Origin of the sequence: Streptomyces sp. NPDC052682 (assembly GCF_040678435.1) — a bacterium.
Taxonomy (GTDB): domain Bacteria; phylum Actinomycetota; class Actinomycetes; order Streptomycetales; family Streptomycetaceae; genus Streptomyces.
Genome location: NZ_JBFATS010000007.1, coordinates 272553 through 296349 on the forward strand (window position 1 = coordinate 272553; position 23797 = coordinate 296349).

Sequence of the window (23797 nt, forward strand, 5' to 3'; positions counted from 1 at the left end):
GGTCAGCCGACCGGGAGGGCTTGTTCCGCCCAGATGGTCTTGCCGGTCGGGGTCTGCCGGGTGCCCCAGCCCTGGGTGAGCTGGGCCACCATGTGCAGACCCCGCCCGCCCTCGTCGTAGACGCGGGCCCGGCGCAGGTGGGGGGCGGTACTGCTGGCGTCGGACACCTCGCAGATCAGCGTGCGGTCCCTGATCAGCCGCAGGCCGATCGGTACGGCTCCGTAGCGGATGGCGTTGGTGACGAGCTCGCTCACCACCAGCTCGGTGACGAACGACACCTCCTCCAGCCCCCACAGCGCGAGCTGACGGGCCGCCTGGCCCCGGGCGTCGGCCACGACCGCGGGGTCGGACGGCAGGGCCCAGGCGGCCACCTGGTCGGCGTGCAGGGCCCGGGTGCGTGCCAGCAGCAGGGCCACGTCGTCGGCGGGACGGTGCGGCAGCAGCGCCTTGAGGATCGCGTCGCAGGTGACGTCCAGCGAGGGGAAAGAGGAGGCAAGGGCTTCGCAGAGGCGTTCCAGGCCGAGGTTCAGGTCGTGATCGCGCGCCTCGATCAGGCCGTCGGTGTAGAAGGCCAGCAGGCTCCCTTCGGGCAGTTCCAGCTCGGTGGACTCGAAGGGCAGGCCGCCGATGCCCAGCAGCGGCCCGGGGGTCAGGCGGGCCACGCTGACCGAGCCGTCGGGAAGCAGCACGGCGGGCGGCACGTGACCGGCGCTGGCGAGGGTGCAGACCCGGGAGACCGGGTCGTAGACGGCGTACAGGCAGGTGGCACCGATCCCGCCGGTGTACGGCTCGTCCTGGAAGGAGCCCGGGTCGTCCGAGGTGAGGTGGATGACCAGGTCGTCGAGGTGGGTGAGGAGTTCGTCCGGGGGCAGGTCCACATCGGCGAGGGTGCGTACGGCGGTGCGCAGCCGCCCCATGGTGGCGGAGGCGTGAATGCCGTGGCCGACCACGTCGCCGACGACGAGCGCCACCCGGGTGCCGGACAGCGGAATGACGTCGAACCAGTCGCCGCCCACCCCGGCGCCCGTACCGGCCGGCAGATAGCGGTACGCCACATCGACGGCCGCCTGTCTGGGCAGATCGCGGGGGAGCAGGCTGCGCTGGAGGGTGAGCGCGTGGGTGCGCTCCCGGGTGTAGCGGCGCGCGTTGTCCACCCCGACGGCCGCCCGGCCCGCGAGCTCCTCGGCCAGGACCAGGTCGTCCTGCTGGAAGGGCGTCGAACCCGCCCCGCGGGCGAAGACCGCCACACCGAGGGTGGTGCCGCGGGCCCGCAGGGGAGTGGCCATGACGGAGTGGAACCCGTACTCCCGCACGCGCGCACTGCGAGTGGCGTGCCCGGCGACCCAGCGCGAGAAGTCGGGGTCGCCCGCCCCGCTGAGTACCGGTCGCCCGCTGGTCAGGGCACGCGCCGGAGGCGCGAAGGCGGGGTAGGTGTCGAGGGCGCCGAGGTCGACGGCTGCCTCGGGCACGCCCTCGGGCGCCGAGGACTGGTGCGCGACCCGGCGCAGCGCCACGGCGGCGTCGACCGGTCCGGGGCCCGGCTCCTCGCCGTGCACCACACAGTCGAGCAGATCCACGCTGACGAAGTCGGCCAGCCGAGGGACGGCCAGGTCGGCGAGTTCCTGTGCGGTGCGCGCCACGTTCAGGGTGGCGCCGATCCGCGTGCCCGCCTCGTTCAGCAGGGCGAGCCGCTGACGGGCCGAGTGCTGCTCGCTGCTGTCGAACGTCGCGGTGCCGACACCGGCCACCTCGCCGGTGGCGGGATCGCGCACCGGCCACAGCTCGATGATCCAGGCATGCTGACGGGCGGGGACCGGCGCCGGGGCGAAGCGCTCGTAGCGCATCGGCCGGCCCTCTTCGGCGACCCGGCGGACGCAGCGCAGGAACCCTTCGTCGGCCCGCGCCTCGGCCAGGAGATCCGGATACGGCGACGGGCGCTTCGCGGACGCCGGCTCCCTCCCGCCCTCCGCGACCGCGTTCAGCCGCCATGAGCGTGACGAGGTGCTGTAGGCGGACAGGGCGATCGAGGACTGGTCGAACGCCCACTCCACCATCCTCCGGTCGTGCTCCGCTGCGGACCGGTCCGTGGTGGCGACGACGAGGAACTCCCGGGGCGTGCCGTCCCCGCCCAGCGAGGGATGGGCGTGCAGGGTCAGCTCGACCCGGTGACCGTCCCGGTGCCGGAGCGCCACCGTACCGCTCCACTCCTGGGAGGTGATCAGCGAGAGCCCGGCGGCTCGGGGAGCCCGGGGACCGAAGAGGAGGTCGGCCGCCGCGCGTCCCACCACCTCGGCGGCGTCGTGGCCCAGCAGCCGCCGCGCGCCCTCGCTCCACCCCGTGACGATGCCCTGCGGGGTGACCGTGGCTGTCGCGGCATCCGTTGACCGCAAGGTGTGACCATGTTCCTGGGCAAGACTGGCCATTCTCGCTCAATTCGCACGGATGAGGTGACTGACAGTCCCAGCGTGCGCGCCGGGCAGGTATCGGACAAGTCGTGTGCCGGGCCGGCCGGGGTTCCGCACGCGCGGGGGAGAGCGGTCCTCCCGGTGTCCCCGCCGACGGGCTTTGCGGTGCCCTTGCCCGGGGATGACCGGATGTCTGCCTCGCCATGACCGGTTGCCGACGCACCGGTGGTCATCATGGTCGCGGCAGGTAAGGCATGCCTGCGCTGACCGGCCGTCGCCGAGGCCGGGAGTGAGGCCGGAGGGTGCGCCAGAGATGTGGGACGACGCGTTTCCGAGTTTTCTCATCGGGCTGCGGGAGGGACTCGAGGCCGGGCTCATCGTCTCGCTGCTCGTCGCCACCCTGGTGCGGGCCGGGGCCAGGGCCCGGCTGCCCCAGGTGTGGACCGGAGTCCTGGCCGCCCTCGCCCTCGCGCTGAGCTTCGGCGCGGTGCTCACCTTCACCGCGGCCTCCCTGTCCACGGCGGCGCAGGAGGCGTTCGGGGGCACGCTCAGCGTCGTGGCCGTCGCGTTCGTCACCGCGATGGTGTTCTGGATGCGCCGCTCGGCGCGGAGCCTGTCGGGTGAGATCAAGGAGAAGGTCACCGGGGCGCTCGCCATGGGCGCGGGCACCTTGATGGCGACCTCGTTCCTCGCCGTCGGCCGCGAGGGCTTGGAGACCGCCCTGTTCCTGTGGACCACGGCCCGCGCGGCCGGCGAGTCAGCGGGGCCCCTGACCGGCGCGGGCCTGGGCCTGGTGCTGGCGGCGGGCCTGTGCTGGGGTCTGTACCGCCGCGTGCTGAAGATCGACCTGACCCGGTTCTTCACCGCCACCGGGGCCGTCCTCGTGATCATCGCCGCCGGGGTCCTCGGCTACGGGCTGCGCGACCTCCAGGAGGGCGGGGTGCTGCCCGGCGGGACGGCGTACGCCTTCGACCTGACCGGCAGCGTCGACGGCGGCTCCTGGTACGCCTCCCTGGCCCAGGGCGTGTTCAATCTGACCCCGGTCATGACATGGCTCCAGGTGGCCGGGTACGCCGGCTATCTCGGCATCGTCATGACCCTGTTCGTGCGCGGGGCCCGCCGCCCCGCGCGGCCCGGGGAGCCGGCCGCGGCCCCGGTACGGAAGGAGAAGAGGCCCGGGCCGTCCTCTGTACGGCGCCGGCCGGCCTGGGTGATCCCGGTCGCCGTGGTCGCCGTCCCGGCGGTCCTGGCCGGCGCCGTCGTCGCCCTGAGCCGTCCCGAGCCGGGCGGGGCGCAGACCGTGGCCGTCTCGCCGACGGAGTGCGGCAAGGGCTTCACCGCGCCACGGCCCGGGCGCCGGACCTTCCAGATGCGCAACACCGGCAACCAGACCTCCGAGGTGTACCTCATCGACCCGGGGACCGGCGCCGTCTACGGGGAGATCGAGGGGCTGGCCCCCGGCACCACCCGCGACCTCGTCGCCACGGTCACCGCCGGCAGCTACGCCTGGCGCTGCGTACCCGCGAGCGGCAGGGCCGCCACGTCCAAGGCCGTCCGGGTCAGCGGCGCAGCGGGCGCCGGTGCCCGGGCCGTCGTGCCCGTGTCGGCGAAGGACCTGGCCGGGCCGCTCGCCGCGTACAAGGCGTACGTCGAGCGGGGCCTGGCCGGCCTCGTCGTACAGACTCGCCGCCTCAGCGACGACATCACCGCAGGGCACCTCGGCCGGGCCCGCGCCGACTGGCTGACCGCACACCGCACGTACGCCTCGCTCGGCGCCGCCTACGGTACGTTCCAGGACTTCGACCAGAAGATCAACGGGCGGCCCGACGGGCTGCCAGGGGGCGTGCGCGACAAGGACTTCACCGGTTTCCACCGCGTCGAGTACGGCCTGTGGCACGGGCAGCCGGCGCGTGAGCTGGCGGGCCCGGCGCGGCGACTCGCCGCCGACGCGGCCGGTCTGCGCAAGGCGTTCCCCTCCCAGGACTTCGACCCCGGCGACCTGCCCCTGCGCACCCACGAAATCCTGGAGAACACCCTCCAGTTCGAACTGACCGGCGACGCAGACCAGGGCAGCGGTACGGAACTGGCCACCGCCGACGCCGACCTGGCGGGCACCCGCGAACTGCTCACCGTCCTCAGGCCGTTGCTGACCAGCCGGTCCCCGCGGCTGCTGCCCACCGTGGACGCCGGCATCGCCCGGCTGCAGCGCCTGCTCGACGCGGCGCACCACGGCGGCATCTGGACCCCGCTCGACCGGCTCGACGCCACGGCCCGGGCCCGTATCGACGGGGCCACCGGGCAGCTGCTGGAGGACCTGGCACCGGTCCCGGACCTGCTGGAGATCCGGAGGTCGGCGTGAGGGCCGACCGGACCGCCACGACGACCGCGACCGCATCGCCCCTCACCCGACTCGCGAAGGGACCCACCCGATGACGTCCGCCGAAGAACCGGCCCCGCGGGGCGGCTGCCCCGCCGGAGCCGACCGCCGGGCCTTCATGAGGAGAGCGCTCGGCGCCGGCGCCGCCTCAGCGGCCCTGGCCGGGGGAGGGTTCGCGCTCGGGCGCGACACGAACGCCTCCGGGGTACAGGCGGTCGGCTACGGGAGTCCCGCCACCGCCGCCAGGGTGCCCTTCCACGGCCCCCACCAGGCCGGCATCCTCACCCCGGCACCGGCCGCCGCGGCCTTCGTCTCCTTCGACGTCATCGCCGACGACCGCCGGGAGCTGGCCGAGCTGCTGCGCACCCTCACCGCGCGCGCCCGGTTCCTCACCTTCGGCGGTACGCCCACCGACCTGGGGGTCGGCGCGCCGCCCTCCGACAACGGCATCCTCGGACCGGTCGTCCCCGCGGACGCGCTCACCGTGACCGTCGGTGTCGGCGCCTCCCTGTTCGACGACCGCTACGGGCTGGCGAAGGCCAAGCCGCGCCGGCTGACGCCCATGCGGACGTTCCCCAACGACGACCTGAACCCCGCCGAGTGCCACGGCGACCTGTCGCTGCAGCTGTGCGCCGCACGTCAGGACACGGTGCTGCACGCCCTGCGCGACATCGCCAAGCACACCCGCGGCGCCCTGCAGATCAGGTGGCGGGTCGACGGCTTCCAGAACGTGCCCCGGCCGAGCGGCGCCCAGCGCAACCTGCTCGGCTTCAAGGACGGCATCGCCAACCCGGACGTGCGCTCCGCCCGCGAGATGAACCGGCTCGTCTGGGTCCAGGCGGGCCAGGACGAACCCGCCTGGGCGACCGGCGGCAGCTACCAGGTCATCCGGATCATCCGCATGCTCGTCGAGTTCTGGGACCGGGTGTCGCTGACCGAGCAGGAGAAGATGTTCGGCCGGCGCAAGGACACCGGCGCCCCGCTCGACGGCGCGCGGGAGACCGACGTCCCCGACTACGCCAAGGACCCGCACGGCAACGCCGTTCCGCTCGACGCGCACATCCGCCTCGCCAACCCGCGCACCCCGGCGACCGACGACTCCCGCATCCTGCGCCGCGGCTACAACTACGACCGGGGCGTCGACGCGGTCGGCAACCTCGACATGGGCCTGGTCTTCTGCTGCTACCAGCAGGACGTGCGGCGGCAGTTCGAGGCCACCCAGACCCGCCTCGTCGACGAACCCCTGGTCGACTACATCTCTCCGACCGGCGGTGGTTACTTCTTCGCCCTGCCCGGCGTCCGGGACTCCTCGGACTGGCTTGGACGGGGATTGCTCGGGACCTGATCCGGCCGGCCGGCGGTGTCCTGCCCACCCGGGCGTGCCCGTGCCCGGACATGCGCTCCGCCGGCGAACTCCGTCTCGCCGGGCCGCGCACCCGGCCTCCAGCCGGGCGTCCCGCCGCCCGGTGCCGGCCTCCCCGTCCGGCCCACGACTCGCCGACAGAAAATTTAACCGCTCGTTTTCTTGAACCGTTCGTGTTTAGCAGGGTAGGTTCGGGGCATGACCGCATCCCAGACTCCGACCCCCGCCGAGGAGCTGCGCGGTGCCGGCCTGCGGGTGACGGCCGCGCGTGTCGCGCTGCTCGAGACCGTCCGGGACGGTGACCACCTCGGCGTCGAGGCGATCGCCTCCGGGGTGCGTGAGCGGGTGGGGCACGTCTCCCTCCAGGCTGTGTACGAAGGCCTCCACGCGCTCACCGCGGCCGGGCTCATACGGCGGATCGAGCCGCCCGGCAGCCCTGCCCTGTTCGAGGGACGCGTCGGGGACAACCACCACCACCTGGTGTGCCGGTCGTGCGGTGTCGTCGCCGATGTCGACTGCGCGGTCGGCGAGGCCCCTTGCCTGACCGCCTCCGACGACCGAGGCTTCTCGATCGACGAGGCCGAGGTCATCTACTGGGGCCTGTGCCCCGCATGTTCCACCGCCAGCACTGCCTGAGCACCCGTGATTCACCTAGTTCGGAAGGACATCCATGTCTGAGAACCCCGATGCGATCGTCACCGACCCGAAGGCGGAAGGCACCGGAGGCTGCCCGGTCGCGCACGGACGTGCCCTGCACCCCACCCAGGGCGGCGGAAACCGCCAGTGGTGGCCGGAGCGGCTCAACCTGAAGATCCTCGCCAAGAACCCGCCCGTGGCGAACCCGCTCGGTGAGGAGTTCGACTACGCCGAGGCCTTCCAGAGCCTGGACCTCGCGGCGGTCAAACGGGACATCGCGGAGGTGCTGACGACCTCGCAGGACTGGTGGCCCGCCGACTTCGGGCACTACGGCCCGCTCATCGTCCGGATGGCCTGGCACAGCGCCGGCACCTACCGGATCAGCGACGGCCGCGGCGGCGCCGGCGCCGGCCAGCAGCGCTTCGCGCCGCTCAACAGCTGGCCCGACAACGCCAACCTCGACAAGGCCCGCCGCCTGCTGTGGCCGGTGAAGAAGAAGTACGGCCAGAGCCTGTCCTGGGCCGACCTGATGATCCTCGCCGGCAACGTCGCCCTGGAGACCATGGGCTTCGAGACCTTCGGCTTCGCCGGTGGCCGCGAGGACGTGTGGGAGCCCGAGGAGGACGTGTACTGGGGCCCCGAGACCACCTGGCTCGACGACCAGCGCTACAGCGGCGACCGCGAGCTGGAGGACCCGCTCGGCGCGGTCCAGATGGGCCTGATCTACGTCAACCCCGAAGGCCCCAACGGCAACCCGGACCCGCTGGCCGCGGCCCGCGACATCCGTGAGACGTTCCGCCGCATGGCGATGAACGACGAGGAGACGGTCGCCCTCATCGCCGGTGGCCACACCTTCGGCAAGACCCACGGTGCCGGCCCCGCCGACCACGTCGGCGCCGACCCCGAGGCCGCCTCCATGGAGGAGCAGGGCCTCGGCTGGAAGAACACCTACGGCACCGGCAAGGGCGCGGACACCATCACCTCCGGCCTGGAGGTCACCTGGACCGCCACCCCGACCCAGTGGAGCAACGGGTTCTTCAAAAACCTCTTCGAGTTCGAGTACGAGCTCACCAAGAGCCCGGCCGGCGCCCACCAGTGGGTCGCCAAGGACGCCCCGGAGATCATCCCCGACGCGCACGACCCGTCGAAGAAGCACAAGCCGACGATGCTCACCACCGACCTGGCGCTGCGCTTTGACCCGGTCTACGAGCAGATCTCCCGCCGCTTCTACGAGAACCCCGACGAGTTCGCGGACGCCTTCGCCCGCGCCTGGTTCAAGCTGACCCACCGTGACATGGGCCCGAAGTCGCTGTACCTCGGCCCGGAGGTCCCGCAGGAGACGCTGCTGTGGCAGGACCCGCTGCCGGAGCGTGAGGGCGAGCTCATCGACGCCGAGGACATCGCGGTCCTCAAGACCAAGCTCCTCGACTCGGGCCTGTCCGTGTCGCAGCTGGTCAGCACCGCGTGGGCGTCGGCCTCCACCTTCCGCGGCAGCGACAAGCGCGGCGGCGCCAACGGTGCCCGCATCCGCCTGGAGCCGCAGCGCGGCTGGGAGGTCAACGACCCCGACCAGCTGGCGCTGGTGCTGCGCACCCTCGAGGGCATCCAGCAGGAGTTCAACGCCAACTCCGGTGCCAAGAAGGTCTCGCTGGCCGACCTGATCGTGCTCGGCGGCTGCGCGGCGGTGGAGAAGGCCGCCAAGGACGGCGGCTTCGACGTCCAGGTGCCCTTCACCCCGGGCCGTGTGGACGCCACCGAGGAGCACACCGACGCCGAGTCGTTCGCCGCGCTCGAGCCGAAGGCCGACGGGTTCCGCAACTACCTCGGCAAGGCCAACCGCCTGCCGGCCGAGTACCTGCTGCTGGACCGCGCCAACCTGCTCACCCTGAGCGCCCCGGAGATGACCGTCCTGGTCGGTGGCCTGCGCGTCCTGGGCGCCAACCACCAGCAGTCCCAGCTGGGCGTGTTCACCACCACCCCGGGTGCGCTGACCAACGACTTCTTCGTCAACCTGCTCGACCTGGGCACGACGTGGAAGGCGACCAGCGAGGACCAGACCACCTTCGAGGGCCGTGACGCCGCCACGGGCGAGCTGAAGTGGGCCGGCACCCGCGCCGACCTGGTCTTCGGCTCGAACTCCGAGCTGCGCGCCCTCGCGGAGGTCTACGCGAGCGACGACGCCAAGGAGAAGTTCGTGCAGGACTTCGTCGCGGCGTGGGACAAGGTCATGAACCTCGACCGGTTCGACCTGGTCTGATCAGTCCGGTCAGTCCGGTGCGGGTGTCCGGCCCGCCCGGACACCGAAGAAGGGCCCCGAGGGCGACGCCCTCGGGGCCCTTCCCGTGCGCCGGGGCCGGTGACCGGTGTGTCAGACCGCCCAGCCCGCGTGGGCCAGCGCCTGCTTCAGCAGCACGCCGTGGCCGCCCGGCATCTCGCTCTGCACCGCCGGTGACAGCGCCTCCTGCGGGCTGAACCACACCAGATCCAGCGCGTCCTGCCGGGGCCGGCAGTCGCCGGTCACCGGCACGATGTAGGCGAGGGACACGGCGTGCTGACGCGGGTCGTGGTACGGCGTGATGCCCTGCGTCGGGAAGTACTCCGCGATCGTGAAGGGCTGGAGCGAGGCCGGTACGCGGGGGAGGGCCACCGGGCCGAGGTCCTTCTCCAGGTGGCGCAGCAGGGCGTCCCGGACGCGTTCGTGGTGCAGCACGCGGCCGGAGACCAACGTCCGGCTGACCGTACCGTCGGGCCCGATGCGCAGCAGCAACCCGACGCTGGTGACTTCGCCGCTGTCGTCGACGCGGACGGGGACGGCCTCGACGTACAGGATCGGCATGCGGGCGCGCGCCAGCTCCAGCTCGTCGGGACTCAGCCAACCGGGCGTGGTTTCGGTCATGTCAGACATCGCTTGATCATACTTTCAAGGGTTCGGGCTGTCTGGGTAGCCGCTCCGGAACAACTGTGACCGGCCCCACGCTTCTATCCTGCGCCGCCGGCGAGCCGGTACACCCGGCGGGCGTTGTCGCGCCCGGCCCACTCGGCGATCCGCAGCGCGTCCGCCGGCGCCAGCTCGTCGGCGTCCACCCGCTCCTGGAGCAGCTCGGCCAGGCCACGCCGGAAGGCCAGCGCGCCCAGGTGGTAGAACTCGGCCACCCCGTAGGCGTCGGAGCTGTACAGCAGCTTGCGGAACGGGGTGATCTCCAGGGCCTCCGCCAGCACCGCCCGCGCCCGGCCGGGACCCACGTAGTGCAGGGTGAGACCGACGTCGAGGTACACCTGCTCGAAGACCGCCGCCAGGTAGGCGGCCTGCCGCTGGTAGGGCCAGCAGTGCAGCAGCAGGACGGGGATCGTGCCGGCGGTCAGCCGCAGCCAGTCGGTCAGCAGGGCGGGGTCCGCCCGGTGCAGGCGGAGGTCGCTGTCCCCGAACCCGGTGTGCAGCTGCAACGGCAGCCCGAGGTCGACGGCGGTCCACAGCAGGTGCCGCATCAACACCGGGTCGTCCAGCCGCCCGCCGCGCGCCAGCCAGTGCCGGGCCGCCCCGGTCACCAGTGCCTCGGCCGGCCGGGCCGGGTCCAGGTCGAAACCGGTGCGGTAGGCCGCCACCGACTTCACCGCCACCACCCCCGGCCGCCGTACCGCCTCCTCGGCCGCCGAGCGGAAGGCCTCCGCGTACGCCTCCGGTTCGACGCCCGCGGCCGCCACCGACTCGGCGACGCCCTCCAGCCGGACCACCTCGTACGCGGTGCCGCCGGCGGCCGCGGCCAGCTCGGCGGGCGGGGTGAGCGGGTGCGGGGCGTACCCGGTGTCCACGCACAACACGTCCGTCCCGGCGGCGGTCAGGAAGCGCCGGGTCACTTCCGTCCCGCCCAGCTCGGCCCGCCGGGCCAGGTACTCCTCGGCCGGGGCGTGCCGCGGCAGGTCCAGCAGGGGAGCGCAGTGGCGGCGGATGGCCACACCGGCCGGGCTGTCGAACGGCGAGACGCCGGGCCACGCCTCGCCCTCGGTGATCAGCGACTCGAACCCCGGCCGGTCCAGTTCCGCGGTGACGACCCCGTGGCAGTGGTGGTCGACCAGCCGGAGGGCGTCCAGCGCCTCGCGCACGGCGCTCATCTCAGTACGTCCACCGGTACGCCGCCGCCACCTGCTCGTCGTCCAGCCCGGCCACCGCCTCGCTCTCCCCCCGCCGTACGGCGATCACCGCGTCGGCGAGCACGGGGCCCAGCGCATCCCGCAGCCGGGTGTCCTCGCGGAACGCGGCGACGGCCTGCTCCAGCGACGTCGGCAGCCGGTGCACGCCCCGGGCCGCCGCCTCGGCCGGGGCGAGCCGCGCCGGATCCCCGGTGATCTCACCGGGCAGGGCCGCGGCCGACTCCAGCCCGTCCAGTCCGGCGTCGATCAGGCAGGCCAGCGCGAGGTACGGGTTGGCGGCCAGGTCGACGGGCTTGATCTCCAGGTTCGCGGCCTGGTCGCGCACCCCGGCGGTGCCGGTGACGACCCGCAGCGCGGCCTCCCGCGTCTCCCGGCCCCAGGCGGTGAACACCCCGGCCCACCGGGACGGCTTCAGCCGCAGGTAGCTGGCCGGGCTGGGCGCGGTGACGGCCGTCAGGGCGGGCAGGTGGGCGAGGACACCGGCCGTGAACGACTCGGCCTCGGCCGTCATGCCGTACCGGCCCGCCCCGCCCGCGTGCAGGTTGACGCCGTCACGCCAGGCGGAGAGGTGGAGGTGGCCACCGTTGCCGACGCCCTGCGCGAGGACTGCCGGGGCGAAGGACACCCGCAGCCCGTGGCGCAGCGCCACCGCCCGGATCGTCTGCCGCACCAGCACGCTCCGGTCGGCCGCGGCCACCGGGTCCAGCGCCCCCACCGACAGCTCGAACTGCCCGGCCGCGTACTCGGGATGCAGCTGGTCGACGTCCACGCCCTGCGCCGCGCAGGCCGCCAGCAGGTCGGCGGTGTAGTCGCTGAGGTCCACCTGCCGGGTGGCGCCGTACGCCGGTCCGGTCGTGGCCGGGACGAACGCGCCGTCGGGAGTGTCCCGGCCGATCGCCCACTCGATCTCGACGGCCGCCCGGAAGCTCAGGCCGTGCCGCTCGGCGGCGTCGGCGACGATCCGGCGCAGCAGGGTGCGGCCGCACGCGGGGTGCCGTTCGCCCTCCTGGGTGATCCGGTCCACCGGCGCCCACGCCCAGCCCGGCTGCGCGGACAGCACCACCAGCTGGTCGAGGTCCGGGTACAGCCGCAGGTCGCCGTCCGGTGAGCCGAGGACGTCGGTGGAGACGATCGTGTCGTGCGCCAGGAACGTGTCGAACACCGGGGACATCCCGACGCCCCAGGCCGCGGCCGCAGGGAGCCGGGCCGTCGGCACCGTTTTGATCCGGGCGATGCCCGCGGTGTCGACGTAGGCCAGGACCACGCCGTGCACGCCCCGGCCGGCCAGTTCGCCGCTCAGCGCGGTGGCCCGCTCCACGTCACCGGGACGGCCCCCGGGCACCGGGTCGGCCAGGGTGGTCATGCGGTTCCTCCTCGAGGGCCGGGCCGGTCGCGTCCGGTTCCGGTCAGGGTCTGACGGCCGGTCAGGGCTTGACGGCCACCGCGCCGTACTGCGGCACCGGCGTCTGCGCCTGCTGCGCGCGCCACTGCGAACACGACACAAGGCCCGGCTCGAGCAGTTCGAGGCCCTCGAAGAACGCGGCGATGTCCGCACCGCTGCGGGCGGTGATCGGCGGGGTGGCGTTCTCGTTCCAGAACGTCATGGCGGGGATCTGGCCCTCGCCGCCGAGGTCGGCGTCGAAGGTGGGGTGCGTCAGGACCAGAAAGCTGCCGGAGGGGACGACGGCCATCACCTCGCGCACGATGTCCCGGGCCTTGCCGGTGTCGAGCACGAAGTTGAGGATCCCCAGCATCATGACCGCGACCGGCTGGGTGAAGTCCAGGGTCCGCCCGGCCCGTTCGAGGATCGTCTGCGGGCGGTGCACGTCCGCGTCGATGTAGTCGGTGACGCCCTCGCCGGTGCCGGTCAGCAGCGTGCGGGCGTGCGCCAGCACGATCGGGTCGTTGTCGACGTAGACGATCCGGGCGTCGGGCGCGATGCGCTGGGCGATCTCGTGGGTGTTGTCCCCGGTCGGCAGCCCGGTGCCGATGTCGAGGAACTGCCGCACCCCGCGCTCACCGGCGAGGAACGTCACCGCCCTGCCCAGGAACTCACGGTCCGCGCGGGCGATGTCCCGGATGACCGGGAACATGCCGGCGACGTGCTCGCCGACCTTCTGGTCGACCTCGTAGTTGTCCTTGCCGCCGATCCAGTAGTTCCACACGCGCGCGTTGTGCGCCACACCGGTGTTCAGCCTCGCGGCCCCGCTCGTCGGGGTGTGGCTCTCGCTCACGTCCTGCTCCTTCTCACACGTGCGGCCCTCGCCCGCTCATTGTGCCGCCGGGTGATCATCGCTGTCCCGGAAATCGGCACACCCACGGCGACGGCGGCCCGTGCCGCGCGCGTCGCGAGCCGGTGTCACCCCACCTCGCCGGGCGTCGCGGGCGGGGTACGGCCCGCCTGGACGTCCTTCAGGCGCTTCGCACCCTGGCCCACCGCCGTGTTCACGGTGTCGTCCTCGAAGCCGTCCAGGCCGCCGGCCGTCACGGTGATCGCGTCGGTTCCGACACGGACGGCGGCGACGCCCAGGGAGACGGTGGCGGGGTCACCGGCGGCCCTGCCCTGCACCGTCACATGGAGGCCCTGCCGGGCGTCGCCGGCCTTGGGCAGGGCCGTCTCGGTCACCTGGATCGTGCGCCGGGCACCGGAGGGGTCGATGACGGTGAACTCGTCGCACTCGACGGGCATGGACTTCAGCCAGGCCAGGGAGTCGTCCAGCCGGCCCCGGTCGTACGCGGCCACCTGGTACAGCAGCCGGGAGTCGCCCTGCTGGAAGCCGGCCAGCGCCGAGGCGCCCTCGGGTTTTCCGAGCAGGTCGTTGTCGTAGAGGGCGTCGATCAGCCGCTGGCACCGGGAGGCCGCGGACTTCCCGGAGAGGAAGGCGGCAACGTCGACGGTGCCGACCAGCAGGCGGTCGCGCCAGCGCTCGGCCCCCTTGACCTGTGACCAGTCGTCCTCCAGGTCGGCCTCGGTGACCAGCGCCGCCCGGGCGCCCGCCGCGGTGAGGGTGCGGCCCGGGCTGGGGGCGCGGCCGGTTCCGGCGACCGGCGACGCGGGGGCGTCCGAGGCCGTCCGCGCACCACCGTCACCGTTGGCCGAGCAGGCCGCCGTGGCCAGCAGCGCGCCCGCCGCCAGAGCCGCGGCGAGGACACGGGCGCCTGGGGTACGGGTCATCGTGGCTGCCTCCTGGGAGCGGGGTCCGTGCCCCCAGGGCATCACCGGCCCGGTCCGGTCACCAGCGCACGCGACCTGTTCGGGTGAGGACGCCAGGCCACCGCCTCACGCGTCGCCCCGCGCGTACCCGTACCCGCCCGGGTGGGGGCTCGCGGGGTGCTCCGCCCTGGACGTGGCACCAGCCTCGCTCGTCCAGGAGCGGTGCAGGCGTCAGCGCTTGACGCCCACTGCGCCGTACAGCGACACCGGACGCTCCCCGTCCTCCGCCTCCTCGTCCGCCCCGGGACGCCAGTCCTTCACGGACACGATGCCCGGCTCGAGCAGTTCCAGGCCCTGGAAGAAGCGGGCCGTCTCGGTCTGTGAGCGGGCCACCAGCGTCACGCCGCCCGCCGCGTACGCGGCGATGCCCCGCCGTACGTTCTCCGGCTCGAAGTCGGCGGTCATCGCGGACAGCACCAGGCAACTGCCCGGCGCCAGCGCGCCGACGAGGGTGTCCACCAGGTCGTGGGCGCCGTCCTCGTCGGCGATGAAGTGCAGCAGGGCGATCAGGGACAGGACGACGGGACGGCCGAAGTCGAGGACGGCGGCGGCCCGTTCGAGGATGGTGTGCGGTTCGCGTGCGTCGGCCTGGACGTACTGCGTCACACCCTGCGGCGTACCGTGCAGCAGCGCCGCGGCGTGGGCGAGGACGATCGGGTCGTTGTCGACGTAGACCACGCGGGCGTCCGGGGCCACGGACTGGGCGATCTGGTGGAGGTTGGGCTCGGTCGGGATGCCGGTGCCGATGTCGAGGAACTGGCGGATCCCGTGTTCGCCCGCCAGCAGGCGCGTGGCTCGCTGCATGAACCGGCGGTTGGCGCGGGCCTGACGCGGTGCCTCGCCGTTGATCGCCGTGATCCGGCGGCCCAGTTCCTCGTCGACGGGGTAGTTGTCCTTGCCGCCGAGGAACCAGTCGTACACCCGCGCCGAGTGCGGCTTGGTCGTGTCGATGCGGTGGGTGGCCGGTTCGGTGCCGGTCACGCGGTCTCCTTCGCTCGCCGGTGGGGGCCGGCGGACTGCGCGCCGACGGGGCTGTCAGCAGTCTGACACCATCATCCGGCGCGGCGGAGGGCGTCTTCGGCCACCTCCTTGTCGATCGCCGCCCGTACCAACGCGGCGGCGAGCGAGGCCGGTTCGGTGTCCTTCGCGAGCTTCACCAGCCGTTCCGCGTCCACCGGCAGCCTCAGGCGCTCCGCCCCCTGGAGGGCCTTGCGGTCCAGGTACGGGGCGGCTTCCCGCCACACCAGCTGCGCCTCACGCAGGAAGATGTCCGCGCCGGCCGGGCCCACGCCCGGGAACTCCTGCAGCAGCCGCCGCAGTTCGCGGACCTCGCCGCCGGCGTCCGCGCGCAGCCGCCGCAGGTCGCCGCCCCACCGCTCCAGCAGCAGCGCGGCGGCGTCACCGAGCTGGGTGGCGGTGCGCTCGTCGTAGCGCCGGTAGCCGCCCCGGCCGAGTGCGTCCACGCGCTCTCGCCAGGCTGCCCCCGCCATCCGGCGCGGATCGCGCAGCCCCGCCTCGTACAGCTCACGGGCGGTGGCCACCGCGACCGATCCGCGGATGCGGGCACTGAGCAGATGCGCCAGCACCAGCAGCCGGTACAGCGGCTGCGGGCTGTCCTTCAGCCGGATGCCCGCTTCCTGGGCGTACGTCTGTCCGTGCGCGCCGACGAGTGCGCGCACGACACGCTCGTCGCGGTTCACGGCGTGCCCCCTGAGCGGTTCACGGTCCTGCGGTGTGACGGATTCACGGCCCTGCCACCCTGACCGGCTGACGGCCTTGCCGCCCTGACCGGTTCCCGGTCCTGCGCCTTGACCGGCTGACGGCCCTGCGCCGTGACCAGCCGGTGCGGGCCCTGCGCCATGAACGGCACGGTGCGGGCCCTGCGCCGCGAACGGCACACGGACCCGCATCCCGACCGACCGGTTCAGATGCACGCGCCCCGACCGGCTCACGCGCTACGGCTTGAGCGGATCGTGGCCGAGTGTCATCAGCCGGTGCCGGCGGCGGGTGTCCTCGTCCGTCGTCTCCGTCTCCGGCTCGTTCTCCAGGTCCGCCTGCGCGGTGACCGTGTCCACGACCTTCCGCATCACGCGGATGTCGTCCGCGGTGAGGTCGGTGCGCCGCTTCTGCAGGATGGCCAGGACGTGCTGCCCGGTGGGCGTGCCCGCCTCCTGCGGCAGCGGCTCGGCCTGCTCCTTGGCGTCCCGGACCCGCAGCCAGGCCGCCAGCTCGGCCGAGGTCATGTTCACCACGCGGTGGAAGTCCTCCCACAGCGCGTCGAGTTCGAGGGCGTCGGTCATCGGGTGCCCCTTCCGTACGTACGTGCTCACGAGGCCGTCGGCGCCGGACCCGCAGGGGTCCGTCAGCCCGTCAGCCCTCGCGCGGGAAGTTCTCGGCGTCGAACATCCACCGCTGCTTCTCCAGCTCGGCGGTGATACCGATCAGCAGGTCCTGCGTGACCGGGTCGGACTTCTCCGTGGCGTCGATCCGCTCGCGCAGCCGCCTGATCGCGGCTTCCAGCGACTCCACCATCACCTGCACGACCTCCCCGTCGCGCACCCAGCCTTCCTTGGGGGCGGGCAGGCTGAAGGCCTTGGCGATCGTCTCCGGGCGGCCGTCCACCGGGACGCCGAGCGCGGAGGAGCGCTCCGCGACCGTGTCGGCGTACGTCCGGGCCGTGGAGACGACCTCGTCGAGCTGGAGGTGGATCGAGCGGAACCTCGGTCCGACGATGTTCCAGTGCGCCTGCTTCCCGATGAGGGAGAGGCCGAGCAGGTCGACCAGGGTGTCCTGGAGCGCCTCGCAGGTGACCCGGCGGGCCTCCTCGGGCAGGGTGCTCCTCACGACCGATGTCATCGAGCGCTTCTCCTTCTCGTGTCGTCCCTGGACGTGCCGGCTCTACAGGTGCGGAGCAGCTCCACGCGTTCCTCTTCGCAGGTCCCGCCCCACACGCCCGAGGCCTGGCCGCTGCCCAGCGCGTAGGACAGGCAGTCGGTCACCACCTCGCAGCGGGAGCAGACGCTCTTTGCGGCGGCGATGTCGCGCAGCGCCGGGCCGCTGGTGCCCACGGGGAAGAACAACTCGGGGTCCTCGCCCACGCACGCGGCTCTCCGCAACCAGTCCATGCGGGCGCGGGTGCCCCCGGCGAACCGGTGCAAACGCGAACGCGGCGATGCCAGGCGTCGCGGCGGTGCCAGGCGTCACTCAGCCCCCGAGAACGGTGTCCAGGAAATCTTTCAGGTCCGCGAAGACGAGTTCCCTGCCGATCTCGTTGAACACCTCGTGCCGGGCGCCGGAAAAGATCCGCACGGTCGCCCCGCCGGCGCTCAGCTCCTCGACCCCCGTCCTGCTCCCGGGCAGCGGCACCAGCCGGTCGTCGTCCCCGTGCAGCCACAGCACCGGCAGGCCCCGCACCGCACCGGCCTCGGCGACCGTCTCCAGCGTCCGCGCGAACGCCTCGGCCGTCGGCCGCTTCATCGGCCCGTGCCACACCAGTGGGTCCGCGGCGTACGCGGCGCCCACCGCGGGATCGCGGGAGAGCGCGGCCGGGCCGACCGCGACGTCCGGCATCGCGCCGTGGGTGTCGGCGTGGGCGAGCAGCCGCCCGGGCGTCTCCCACCGGCCGATCACCGGCCCGGACAGCACCAGGGCGGCCAGTCCGGCGCCGTACCGCTGGGCGTAGCGGGCGGCGATCAGGCCGCCCATGGAGTGCCCGATCATCACGACCGGCAGTCCGGCGTGGGCGCCCGCGGCCAGCTGGGCCACGGCCCGTACGTCCGTGACGACCTCCTCGAAGTCGTCGATCAGCACCCGCTCGCCCGCCGACTTTCCGTGGCCCATGTGGTCGGGGCCGTACACCGCGGCGCCGTGTCCGGTGAGCACCCGCGCGAGCTCCTCGTACCGGCCGGCGTGCTCCCCGTACCCGTGCACGACGAGGGCGACGTACCGTGGCCGGGGGCACGGCCACTCCCGGACGTGGATTGCGCCCCGGGTGCCGGTCAGGACGTGCTCGCGGGCGTCGGCCATGGCTCCTCCGGGATGACGGGGTGAACTCCCGGCGGATCTTCCCAGCGAGCCGGTGCGCCGTCTATAGTCCGAAACTAGCGGTGCTAATTAATTGGTGGTGCCGCCATGACTGAGCGATGACGGTCAGGAGTTCCCTCGTGCGTCCCGTCCACTTCGCGGCCGCCCGCCGCACCCCCATCGGCAAGCTGCGCGGAGCCCTGTCCACGGTCCGGCCCGACGACCTCGCGGCGGCCGTGATCCGCGCCCTCGTCACCGACGTGCCCGCCCTCGACCCGGCCCGCATCGACGATGTCTACTGGGGCGCCGCCAACCAGGCCGGCGAGGACAACCGCAACGTGGCCCGCATGGCCGCGCTGCTGGCCGGCCTGCCCGAGTCGGTGCCCGGCGCGACGGTCAACCGGCTGTGCGCCTCCGGTCTGGAGGCCGTGACGGCGGCCGCCCGTACGATCGCCGCGGGCGAGGCCGACATCGTCGTCGCCGGCGGCTCGGAGTCGATGAGCCGCGCCCCGTTCGTCCTGCCCCGCCCCGACGAGGCCCTGCCGCACCGCGTCGAGACCTACGACACCCGGCTGGGCTGGCGCCTGGTCAACCCGGCGATGGAGGACCTGCACGGCCTGCTGTCCATGGGCGAGACGGCGGAGGAGGTCGCCGAGCGGTACGGCATCGCGCGCGAGCGGCAGGACGAGTTCGCCCTGCGCAGCCACCGGCTGGCCGCCCGGGCCCGCGAGGACGGCCACTTCGACGACGAGCTGCTGCCGGTGGAACGCCCCGACGGCGTGGTCGTCGACCGCGACGAATGCGTCCGCGAGGACACCTCGCTGGAGAAGCTGGCACGGCTCAAGCCGGTCTTCCGCGTGGGCGGCACGGTCACCGCGGGCAACGCCTCCCCGATGAACGACGGCGCCGCCGGCCTGCTCCTGGTCAGCGAGGAGGCCCTCAACGACCTCGGCCTGGAGTCCCTGGGCCGCTACGTCGCCGGCGCCTCGGCCGGTGTCCACCCCGACGTGATGGGCATCGGCCCGGTCCCCGCCACCCGCAAGGCCCTGGCCCGCGCCGAGTGGACGATCGCCGACATCGAGGAGGCGGAGTTCAACGAGGCGTTCGCGGCGCAGGCGCTGGCGTGCGTGGACCAGCTCGGCATCGACCCGGAACGGGTCAACCCGAGCGGCGGCGCGATCGCGCTGGGCCATCCGCTCGGCTGCTCGGGCGCCCGGATCCTGACGACGCTGCTGCACCGGATGCGGCGTACGGGGGCGGCGCGGGGGCTGGCGACGATGTGCGTGGGCGTCGGACAGGGCAGCGCGGTGCTGGTGGAACGTCACTAGGCACCCTGCCCTGCCGCGTACGACGGGCGGCTTGCGGGGCCATCTGGCGAGACGGTCCTTACGGGCACCGGTTGTCCGGACATAGCATCGGTGTCCGCATGAACACGATGACGCTCTGGCACCTCACCGGCTGGGAGTTCGCCGCACTCGCCTTCGCGGCCCTGCTCGTCGGCTTCTCCAAGACCGCGGTGAGCGGCGCCAACACGGTCAGCCTCGCCATCTTCGCCGCCGTGCTGCCGGCCCGGGCCTCCACCGGCGTCCTGCTGCCGGTCCTGATCGCCGGGGACGTCCTCGCCGTCCTCACCTACCGTCGGCACGCCCACTGGCCCACGCTGTGGCGGCTGTTCCCCGCGGTCGCGGCCGGGGTGGTGGTCGGCACGCTGTTCCTGATGTGGGCCGACGACGGGATCGTACGGACCTCCATCGGCGCGATCCTGCTGCTGATGGCGGGAGTGACGCTGTGGCGCCGGCGCCGGGCCGCGACCGAGGAGGAACCGGACGCGGTCGTCACCCGGGCGGGCCGCGTCAAGGCCCGCTCCTACGGAGTCCTGGGCGGTTTCACCACCATGGTCGCCAACGCGGGCGGCCCGGTGATGTCGATGTACCTGCTCTCGGCGGGCTTCCGCAAACTCGGCTTCCTCGGCACCTCTGCCTTCTTCTTCCTCATCGTCAACATCTCCAAGCTGCCCTTCAGCGCCGGTCTCGGCCTGATCGACGGCCGCTCCCTGCTCCTCGACGCGGCGCTCGCGGTGTTCGTGGTGCCCGGCGCGTTGTTCGGCAAGTGGGCCGTGAACAGGGTCAACCAGCGGCTCTTCGAACAGCTCGTGATCGCGGCGACCGTGGTGGGCGCCCTCCAGCTACTCCTGCGCTGACGTCCGTAGCAGGGCCGGGAGCTCCGCGAAGGACTCGATCACGTGATCGGGCGTCCCACTGGCGGCGCGGTGGGTCTCCGGCAGGTACTTGCCGGTCTTGACGAGCACGCCGGTGAGCCCGGCCCGCTGCGCCGCGAGCACGTCGGACTCGATGTCGTCCCCGATCATCAGCGCCTGCTCCGCCGCCACACCCAGCCGGTCCAGCGCCGCCCGGAAGAACGCCGGCGACGGCTTCCCGGTGATCTCGGCCTCGGTACGGGCCGCCTGCTCGAGCCCTACGAGGAACGCGCCCGAGTCGAGCCGCAGCCCCTCGTCCGTACGCCAGTACAGGTTGCGGTGCATGGCCACCAGCCGGGCGCCGCGCTGGAGATGGCCGAAGGCCCGGTCCAGCGCCGCGTAGTCGAACTCCGGCCCGGCGCCGCCGACGAGGACGACATCGGGGACGGTACCGCTGTCCGCCGGGTCGAGGACGGTCACCCCGGTGAGGTCCTCCGCGATGTCGCCGCTGTTCAGCAGGGCACACCGGGCGTCCGGGTACCGCTGGGCCAGGTACGCGGCCGTGGCGGCGGGCGCGGTCAGGATCTCCTCGGCCGACACCAGGAAGCCCGCCTCGGCGAGGGCCGCCGCGATCGACGCCCGGGTGCGGGACGTGGTGTTGGTCACCAGGGCGACACCGAGCCCGGCCGACCGGATCTCACGCAACGCCTCCACCGCCCCGGGCAGCGGCTGCCACGAGACGGTCAGCACCCCGTCGATGTCGATCAGCACGCCCCGCACGGACGTCATGGACCCCATGTCCGGACGATAGCCGTCCCGCCCGGGAACCGCGCACGAACCGTACCTCTGGGGCAGGTGGAGCCGGCCCGTCCGTGTCCCGGGGCGACCCCGCGTATCGCGGGGCGGCGCAGGTCCGTAGCCTCGACGCCATGCCCCCGACCCCGCACGTCCTCGTCCTCGGCGGCACCACCGAGGCCCGCGAACTGGCCGAGGCCCTGGCCGGCCGCCCCGGCGTACGCGTCACCACCTCCCTCGCGGGCCGCGTGGCACGGCCCGGGGCGCTCCCCGGAGACGTACGCGTCGGCGGCTTCGGCGGCGCGGACAAACTGGCCGACTGGCTGCGCCGGCAGCACGTGGACGCCCTGGTCGACGCCACCCACCCCTTCGCCGCGGCCATCACCGCGAACGCCGCGCGGGCCGCGGCCGCGACCGGTGTACCGGCGGTGGTGCTGCGCCGTCCCGGATGGCAGCCGGGCCCGGGCGACCGCTGGCACCCCGTCCCCTCCCTGGCCGCGGCGGCCGGCCTGCTGCCGAGCCTCGGCCGCCGGGTGTTCCTCACCACCGGCCGCCTGGGCCTGGCCGCCTTCGCGCACCTCGCGGACCTCCACTTCGTCGTACGGTCCGTGGAACCCCCCGACCCTCCCATGCCGCCGCGCACTGAGGTTCTGCTGGCGCGCGGACCGTTCACCGTCGCCGGCGAGACGTCCCTGCTGCGCGAACACCGCGTCGACGTCCTGGTGACCAAGGACAGCGGGGGAGAGGCCACGGCCGCGAAGCTCACGGCGGCCCGGGACCTCGGCCTGCCGGTCGTGGTGGTACGGCGGCCGGCCGTGCCGGAGGGGGTGCCCGTGGTGGCCGGTGTCGCGCAGGCGCTGAGGTGGCTGGACCTTGCGGTGAGCTGAAGTCCCCCTGGTGCCCGGCTACTCCTGCGTCGGCTTCCGGCGCAGCAGGTACGTGTCCATGATCCAGCCCTTGCGCTCCCGCGCCTCGGCCCGCAGCCGCTCGATGCGGGGCGCGGCCTCGGCGATCGGCCCGGAGACGAGGATCTCGTCCGGGGTGCCTATGTAGGCGCCCCAGTAGATGTCGATGTCCTGGTCGGCGTACTTCCGGAACGTCTGGTGCGCGTCGAGCATCACGACGACGTCGTCGACCCCGTCCGGGAAGCCCTCGGCCAGCCGCCGTCCGGTGGTGATCTGCACGGGCCGGGCGACCCGGTTCAGCCCCGTCCGATGCCGGGCGACCAGCGCGGAGACGCTGCTGATCCCCGGCACGACGTCGTACTCGAAGGCCACCGTGCCCCGGGCCAGCACCTCCTCCAGAATCCCGAGGGTGCTGTCGTACAGCGACGGATCCCCCCACACCAGGAACGCGCCGCGCTCCTCCTCGCCCAGTTCCTCGGCGATCAGCCGCTCGTAGATGTCCGCGCGGGCGCTGCGCCAGTCCCCGACGGCGGGGGAGTAGGCCGCACCGCCGGCACTGCGGTCCCGCTCCGGGTCGCGCGCCTCCACCACCCGGTAGGACCGATCCGGTATGTGCGCGTCGAGCATGTCCCGGCGGAGCCGGGTGAGGTCCGCCTTCACCTCGCCCTTGTCGAGGAGGAAGAACACGTCCGTGCTCTGCAGCGCCTTGACCGCCTGGAGGGTGAGCTGGTCGGGGTCGCCCGCGCCGATACCGATGACATGAATCTTTCGCACGACCCGAGTCTGCCGCACGCCACCGGCCACGCGCGCACCGCGTCCCACGCGGGCGGAACAGCCGAGAGTCCGCCCGCCGGGACCGCGGACCGGCCCGGAGACGGCCCGGTGCGGATCGGCCCCCTCACCGGCCGCTACGCCCGCAGTCGCGGCGCTCGCACCGCAGCGTCGACGGGCCCGCCTCGCTCCACGTCCTCCGCCAGGTCCCGTGCCCAGGCGGCAACCTCCACTAGCCGGATCCCGTACGGACGCGACCGCCGGGTCCCCGAGGCCCACCCCTCCACCGCGCCCGCGCCGCGCCGAAGCAGCCGCGCACCGCCCGTGACGTTCCCCCGGGCCGCGTGAGTGAGCCCCACGGCGAGCTGGGCGAGCCCCCGCCACAGCTCCCGCTCCTCCTCGGGCCCCGACTTCCAGGCGTCCTCGAACACCTCGTGCGCGTGGAACGGCTTCCCCTCGTCCAGCAGTCGCTGCGCCTCGGCGACGGTCTCCTCCGGCGTCCGTACGACACCCTCGGGCTGCCGGGGCACACCGTCCGCGCCGTAGGGCAGGGGGCGCCCCAGCCCGTCCCGCGGCCTGGCGTTGCGTGCCCGCCCCTCACTGTCACGGTCCCGCGCCTCGACCGGCCGACCCGACGAGAACCTCTCGCTGCCCCTACTGCTCATACGCCGATTGTCGCGCGCCGGGATCCGCTTTCGGCCCGGGCGGGAGTGTGGGGTAAAGTGCTGTCTGCGCGATCACGCGGCTCACCGCGTGCCCCGCGCATCGGGACGTGGCGCAGCTTGGTAGCGCACTTGACTGGGGGTCAAGGGGTCGCAGGTTCAAATCCTGTCGTCCCGACACGACGCGAAGGGGACTCCGCGGGCAGCAGCCTGGGGGTCCCCTTCAGCGTGACGGCCATCGTCCGAAGTGAACTGCGCGGGCCGTGACCTCGCGGTCCGCTCCGGAATCGCACGCGCGGA

General features: G+C 73.3%; 22 protein-coding genes and 1 tRNA gene. 8 read left to right on the forward strand and 15 right to left on the reverse strand.

Features of this window, described 5'->3' with window-relative positions; genetic code table 11:
- Positions 1 to 2 precede the first annotated feature (2 nt).
- The gene (locus AB0K80_RS13585) at positions 3 to 2423 is read right to left on the reverse strand and encodes a SpoIIE family protein phosphatase (protein ID WP_365669001.1); all 2421 of its coding nucleotides are present in this window, start codon (positions 2421 to 2423) and stop codon (positions 3 to 5) included.
- Between the two features lie 295 nt (positions 2424 to 2718).
- On the opposite strand from AB0K80_RS13585, the gene efeU reads away from it, so the two are divergent.
- The 4 genes from efeU to katG all read left to right on the forward strand — a co-directional run bounded on the left by efeU (position 2719) and on the right by katG (position 9038).
- Positions 2719 to 4764: an iron uptake transporter permease EfeU gene (gene efeU / locus AB0K80_RS13590; RefSeq protein WP_365669002.1), complete on the forward strand. Its 2046-nt coding sequence runs from the start codon at positions 2719 to 2721 to the stop codon at positions 4762 to 4764.
- 70 nt (positions 4765 to 4834) lie between these two features.
- Positions 4835 to 6127 (forward strand): iron uptake transporter deferrochelatase/peroxidase subunit, encoded by a 1293-nt coding sequence (gene efeB, locus AB0K80_RS13595; protein WP_365669004.1) that lies wholly within the window; start codon positions 4835 to 4837, stop codon positions 6125 to 6127.
- A 216-nt stretch (positions 6128 to 6343) separates the two neighbouring features.
- The gene (locus AB0K80_RS13600) at positions 6344 to 6781 is read left to right on the forward strand and encodes a Fur family transcriptional regulator (RefSeq protein WP_365669005.1); all 438 of its coding nucleotides are present in this window, start codon (positions 6344 to 6346) and stop codon (positions 6779 to 6781) included.
- Positions 6782 to 6815: 34 nt separating this feature from the next.
- Positions 6816 to 9038, forward strand: a complete 2223-nt coding sequence (gene katG / locus AB0K80_RS13605) for a catalase/peroxidase HPI (RefSeq protein WP_365669007.1) — start codon at positions 6816 to 6818, stop codon at positions 9036 to 9038.
- A gap of 111 nt (positions 9039 to 9149) precedes the next feature.
- Here the strand turns inward: katG and AB0K80_RS13610 are convergent, their stop codons facing one another.
- The 11 genes from AB0K80_RS13610 to AB0K80_RS13660 form a co-directional block, all read right to left on the reverse strand.
- Complete coding sequence (locus AB0K80_RS13610) at positions 9150 to 9677, reverse strand: NUDIX hydrolase family protein (protein WP_365669169.1); 528 nt, start codon at positions 9675 to 9677, stop codon at positions 9150 to 9152.
- Positions 9678 to 9760: 83 nt separating this feature from the next.
- Positions 9761 to 10891 (reverse strand): amidohydrolase family protein, encoded by a 1131-nt coding sequence (locus AB0K80_RS13615; protein WP_365669009.1) that lies wholly within the window; start codon positions 10889 to 10891, stop codon positions 9761 to 9763.
- A gap of 1 nt (position 10892) precedes the next feature.
- Positions 10893 to 12293 (reverse strand): glutamine synthetase family protein, encoded by a 1401-nt coding sequence (locus AB0K80_RS13620; RefSeq protein ID WP_365669011.1) that lies wholly within the window; start codon positions 12291 to 12293, stop codon positions 10893 to 10895.
- Positions 12294 to 12354: 61 nt separating this feature from the next.
- Positions 12355 to 13164, reverse strand: coding sequence for an SAM-dependent methyltransferase (locus tag AB0K80_RS13625; RefSeq protein WP_365669013.1), 810 nt, complete (start codon positions 13162 to 13164; stop codon positions 12355 to 12357).
- A 125-nt stretch (positions 13165 to 13289) separates the two neighbouring features.
- The gene (locus AB0K80_RS13630) at positions 13290 to 14105 is read right to left on the reverse strand and encodes a hypothetical protein (protein ID WP_365669015.1); all 816 of its coding nucleotides are present in this window, start codon (positions 14103 to 14105) and stop codon (positions 13290 to 13292) included.
- Positions 14106 to 14315: 210 nt separating this feature from the next.
- Complete coding sequence (locus AB0K80_RS13635; protein ID WP_365669017.1) at positions 14316 to 15125, reverse strand: SAM-dependent methyltransferase; 810 nt, start codon at positions 15123 to 15125, stop codon at positions 14316 to 14318.
- Between the two features lie 71 nt (positions 15126 to 15196).
- Positions 15197 to 15844, reverse strand: coding sequence for an endonuclease (locus tag AB0K80_RS13640; protein ID WP_365669019.1), 648 nt, complete (start codon positions 15842 to 15844; stop codon positions 15197 to 15199).
- A 255-nt stretch (positions 15845 to 16099) separates the two neighbouring features.
- Positions 16100 to 16444, reverse strand: a complete 345-nt coding sequence (locus tag AB0K80_RS13645) for a DUF3140 domain-containing protein (protein ID WP_365669021.1) — start codon at positions 16442 to 16444, stop codon at positions 16100 to 16102.
- A gap of 70 nt (positions 16445 to 16514) precedes the next feature.
- Positions 16515 to 17000 carry a DNA starvation/stationary phase protection protein gene (locus AB0K80_RS13650; protein ID WP_365669023.1) on the reverse strand — a complete coding sequence of 162 codons (486 nt, stop codon included), beginning with the start codon at positions 16998 to 17000 and terminating at the stop codon, positions 16515 to 16517.
- On the reverse strand, positions 16997 to 17269 hold the full coding sequence (locus tag AB0K80_RS13655) for a WhiB family transcriptional regulator (protein WP_365669024.1): 273 nt from the start codon (positions 17267 to 17269) through the stop codon (positions 16997 to 16999). The genes AB0K80_RS13650 and AB0K80_RS13655 overlap by 4 nt, the downstream gene beginning before the upstream one ends.
- Before the next feature lie 79 nt (positions 17270 to 17348).
- The gene (locus tag AB0K80_RS13660; RefSeq protein ID WP_365669026.1) at positions 17349 to 18170 is read right to left on the reverse strand and encodes a lysophospholipase; all 822 of its coding nucleotides are present in this window, start codon (positions 18168 to 18170) and stop codon (positions 17349 to 17351) included.
- 137 nt (positions 18171 to 18307) lie between these two features.
- On the opposite strand from AB0K80_RS13660, the gene AB0K80_RS13665 reads away from it, so the two are divergent.
- On the forward strand, positions 18308 to 19495 hold the full coding sequence (locus tag AB0K80_RS13665; protein WP_365669027.1) for a thiolase family protein: 1188 nt from the start codon (positions 18308 to 18310) through the stop codon (positions 19493 to 19495).
- A 98-nt stretch (positions 19496 to 19593) separates the two neighbouring features.
- Entirely contained in the window at positions 19594 to 20367 is a 774-nt protein-coding gene (locus AB0K80_RS13670) for a sulfite exporter TauE/SafE family protein (RefSeq protein ID WP_365669029.1), read from the forward strand.
- On the opposite strand, the gene AB0K80_RS13675 is transcribed toward AB0K80_RS13670, so the two are convergent.
- Positions 20353 to 21153, reverse strand: a complete 801-nt coding sequence (locus AB0K80_RS13675; protein ID WP_365669170.1) for an HAD-IIA family hydrolase — start codon at positions 21151 to 21153, stop codon at positions 20353 to 20355. The genes AB0K80_RS13670 and AB0K80_RS13675 overlap by 15 nt on opposite strands.
- Positions 21154 to 21293: 140 nt before the next feature.
- Here AB0K80_RS13675 and AB0K80_RS13680 point away from each other — a divergent pair, with 140 nt between their 5' ends.
- The gene (locus AB0K80_RS13680) at positions 21294 to 22046 is read left to right on the forward strand and encodes a cobalt-precorrin-6A reductase (protein WP_365669030.1); all 753 of its coding nucleotides are present in this window, start codon (positions 21294 to 21296) and stop codon (positions 22044 to 22046) included.
- 18 nt (positions 22047 to 22064) lie between these two features.
- Here the strand turns inward: AB0K80_RS13680 and cobF are convergent, their stop codons facing one another.
- Together cobF and AB0K80_RS13690 are read right to left on the reverse strand one after the other, a co-directional pair.
- Positions 22065 to 22838 (reverse strand): precorrin-6A synthase (deacetylating), encoded by a 774-nt coding sequence (cobF, locus tag AB0K80_RS13685; RefSeq protein WP_365669032.1) that lies wholly within the window; start codon positions 22836 to 22838, stop codon positions 22065 to 22067.
- Between the two features lie 134 nt (positions 22839 to 22972).
- Positions 22973 to 23500, reverse strand: a complete 528-nt coding sequence (locus tag AB0K80_RS13690) for a DUF309 domain-containing protein (RefSeq protein ID WP_365669034.1) — start codon at positions 23498 to 23500, stop codon at positions 22973 to 22975.
- Between the two features lie 101 nt (positions 23501 to 23601).
- Between AB0K80_RS13690 and AB0K80_RS13695 the strand changes: the two genes are divergently transcribed.
- Positions 23602 to 23675: transfer RNA gene (locus tag AB0K80_RS13695), tRNA-Pro, on the forward strand.
- The last annotated feature ends 122 nt before the right edge of the window (positions 23676 to 23797 follow it).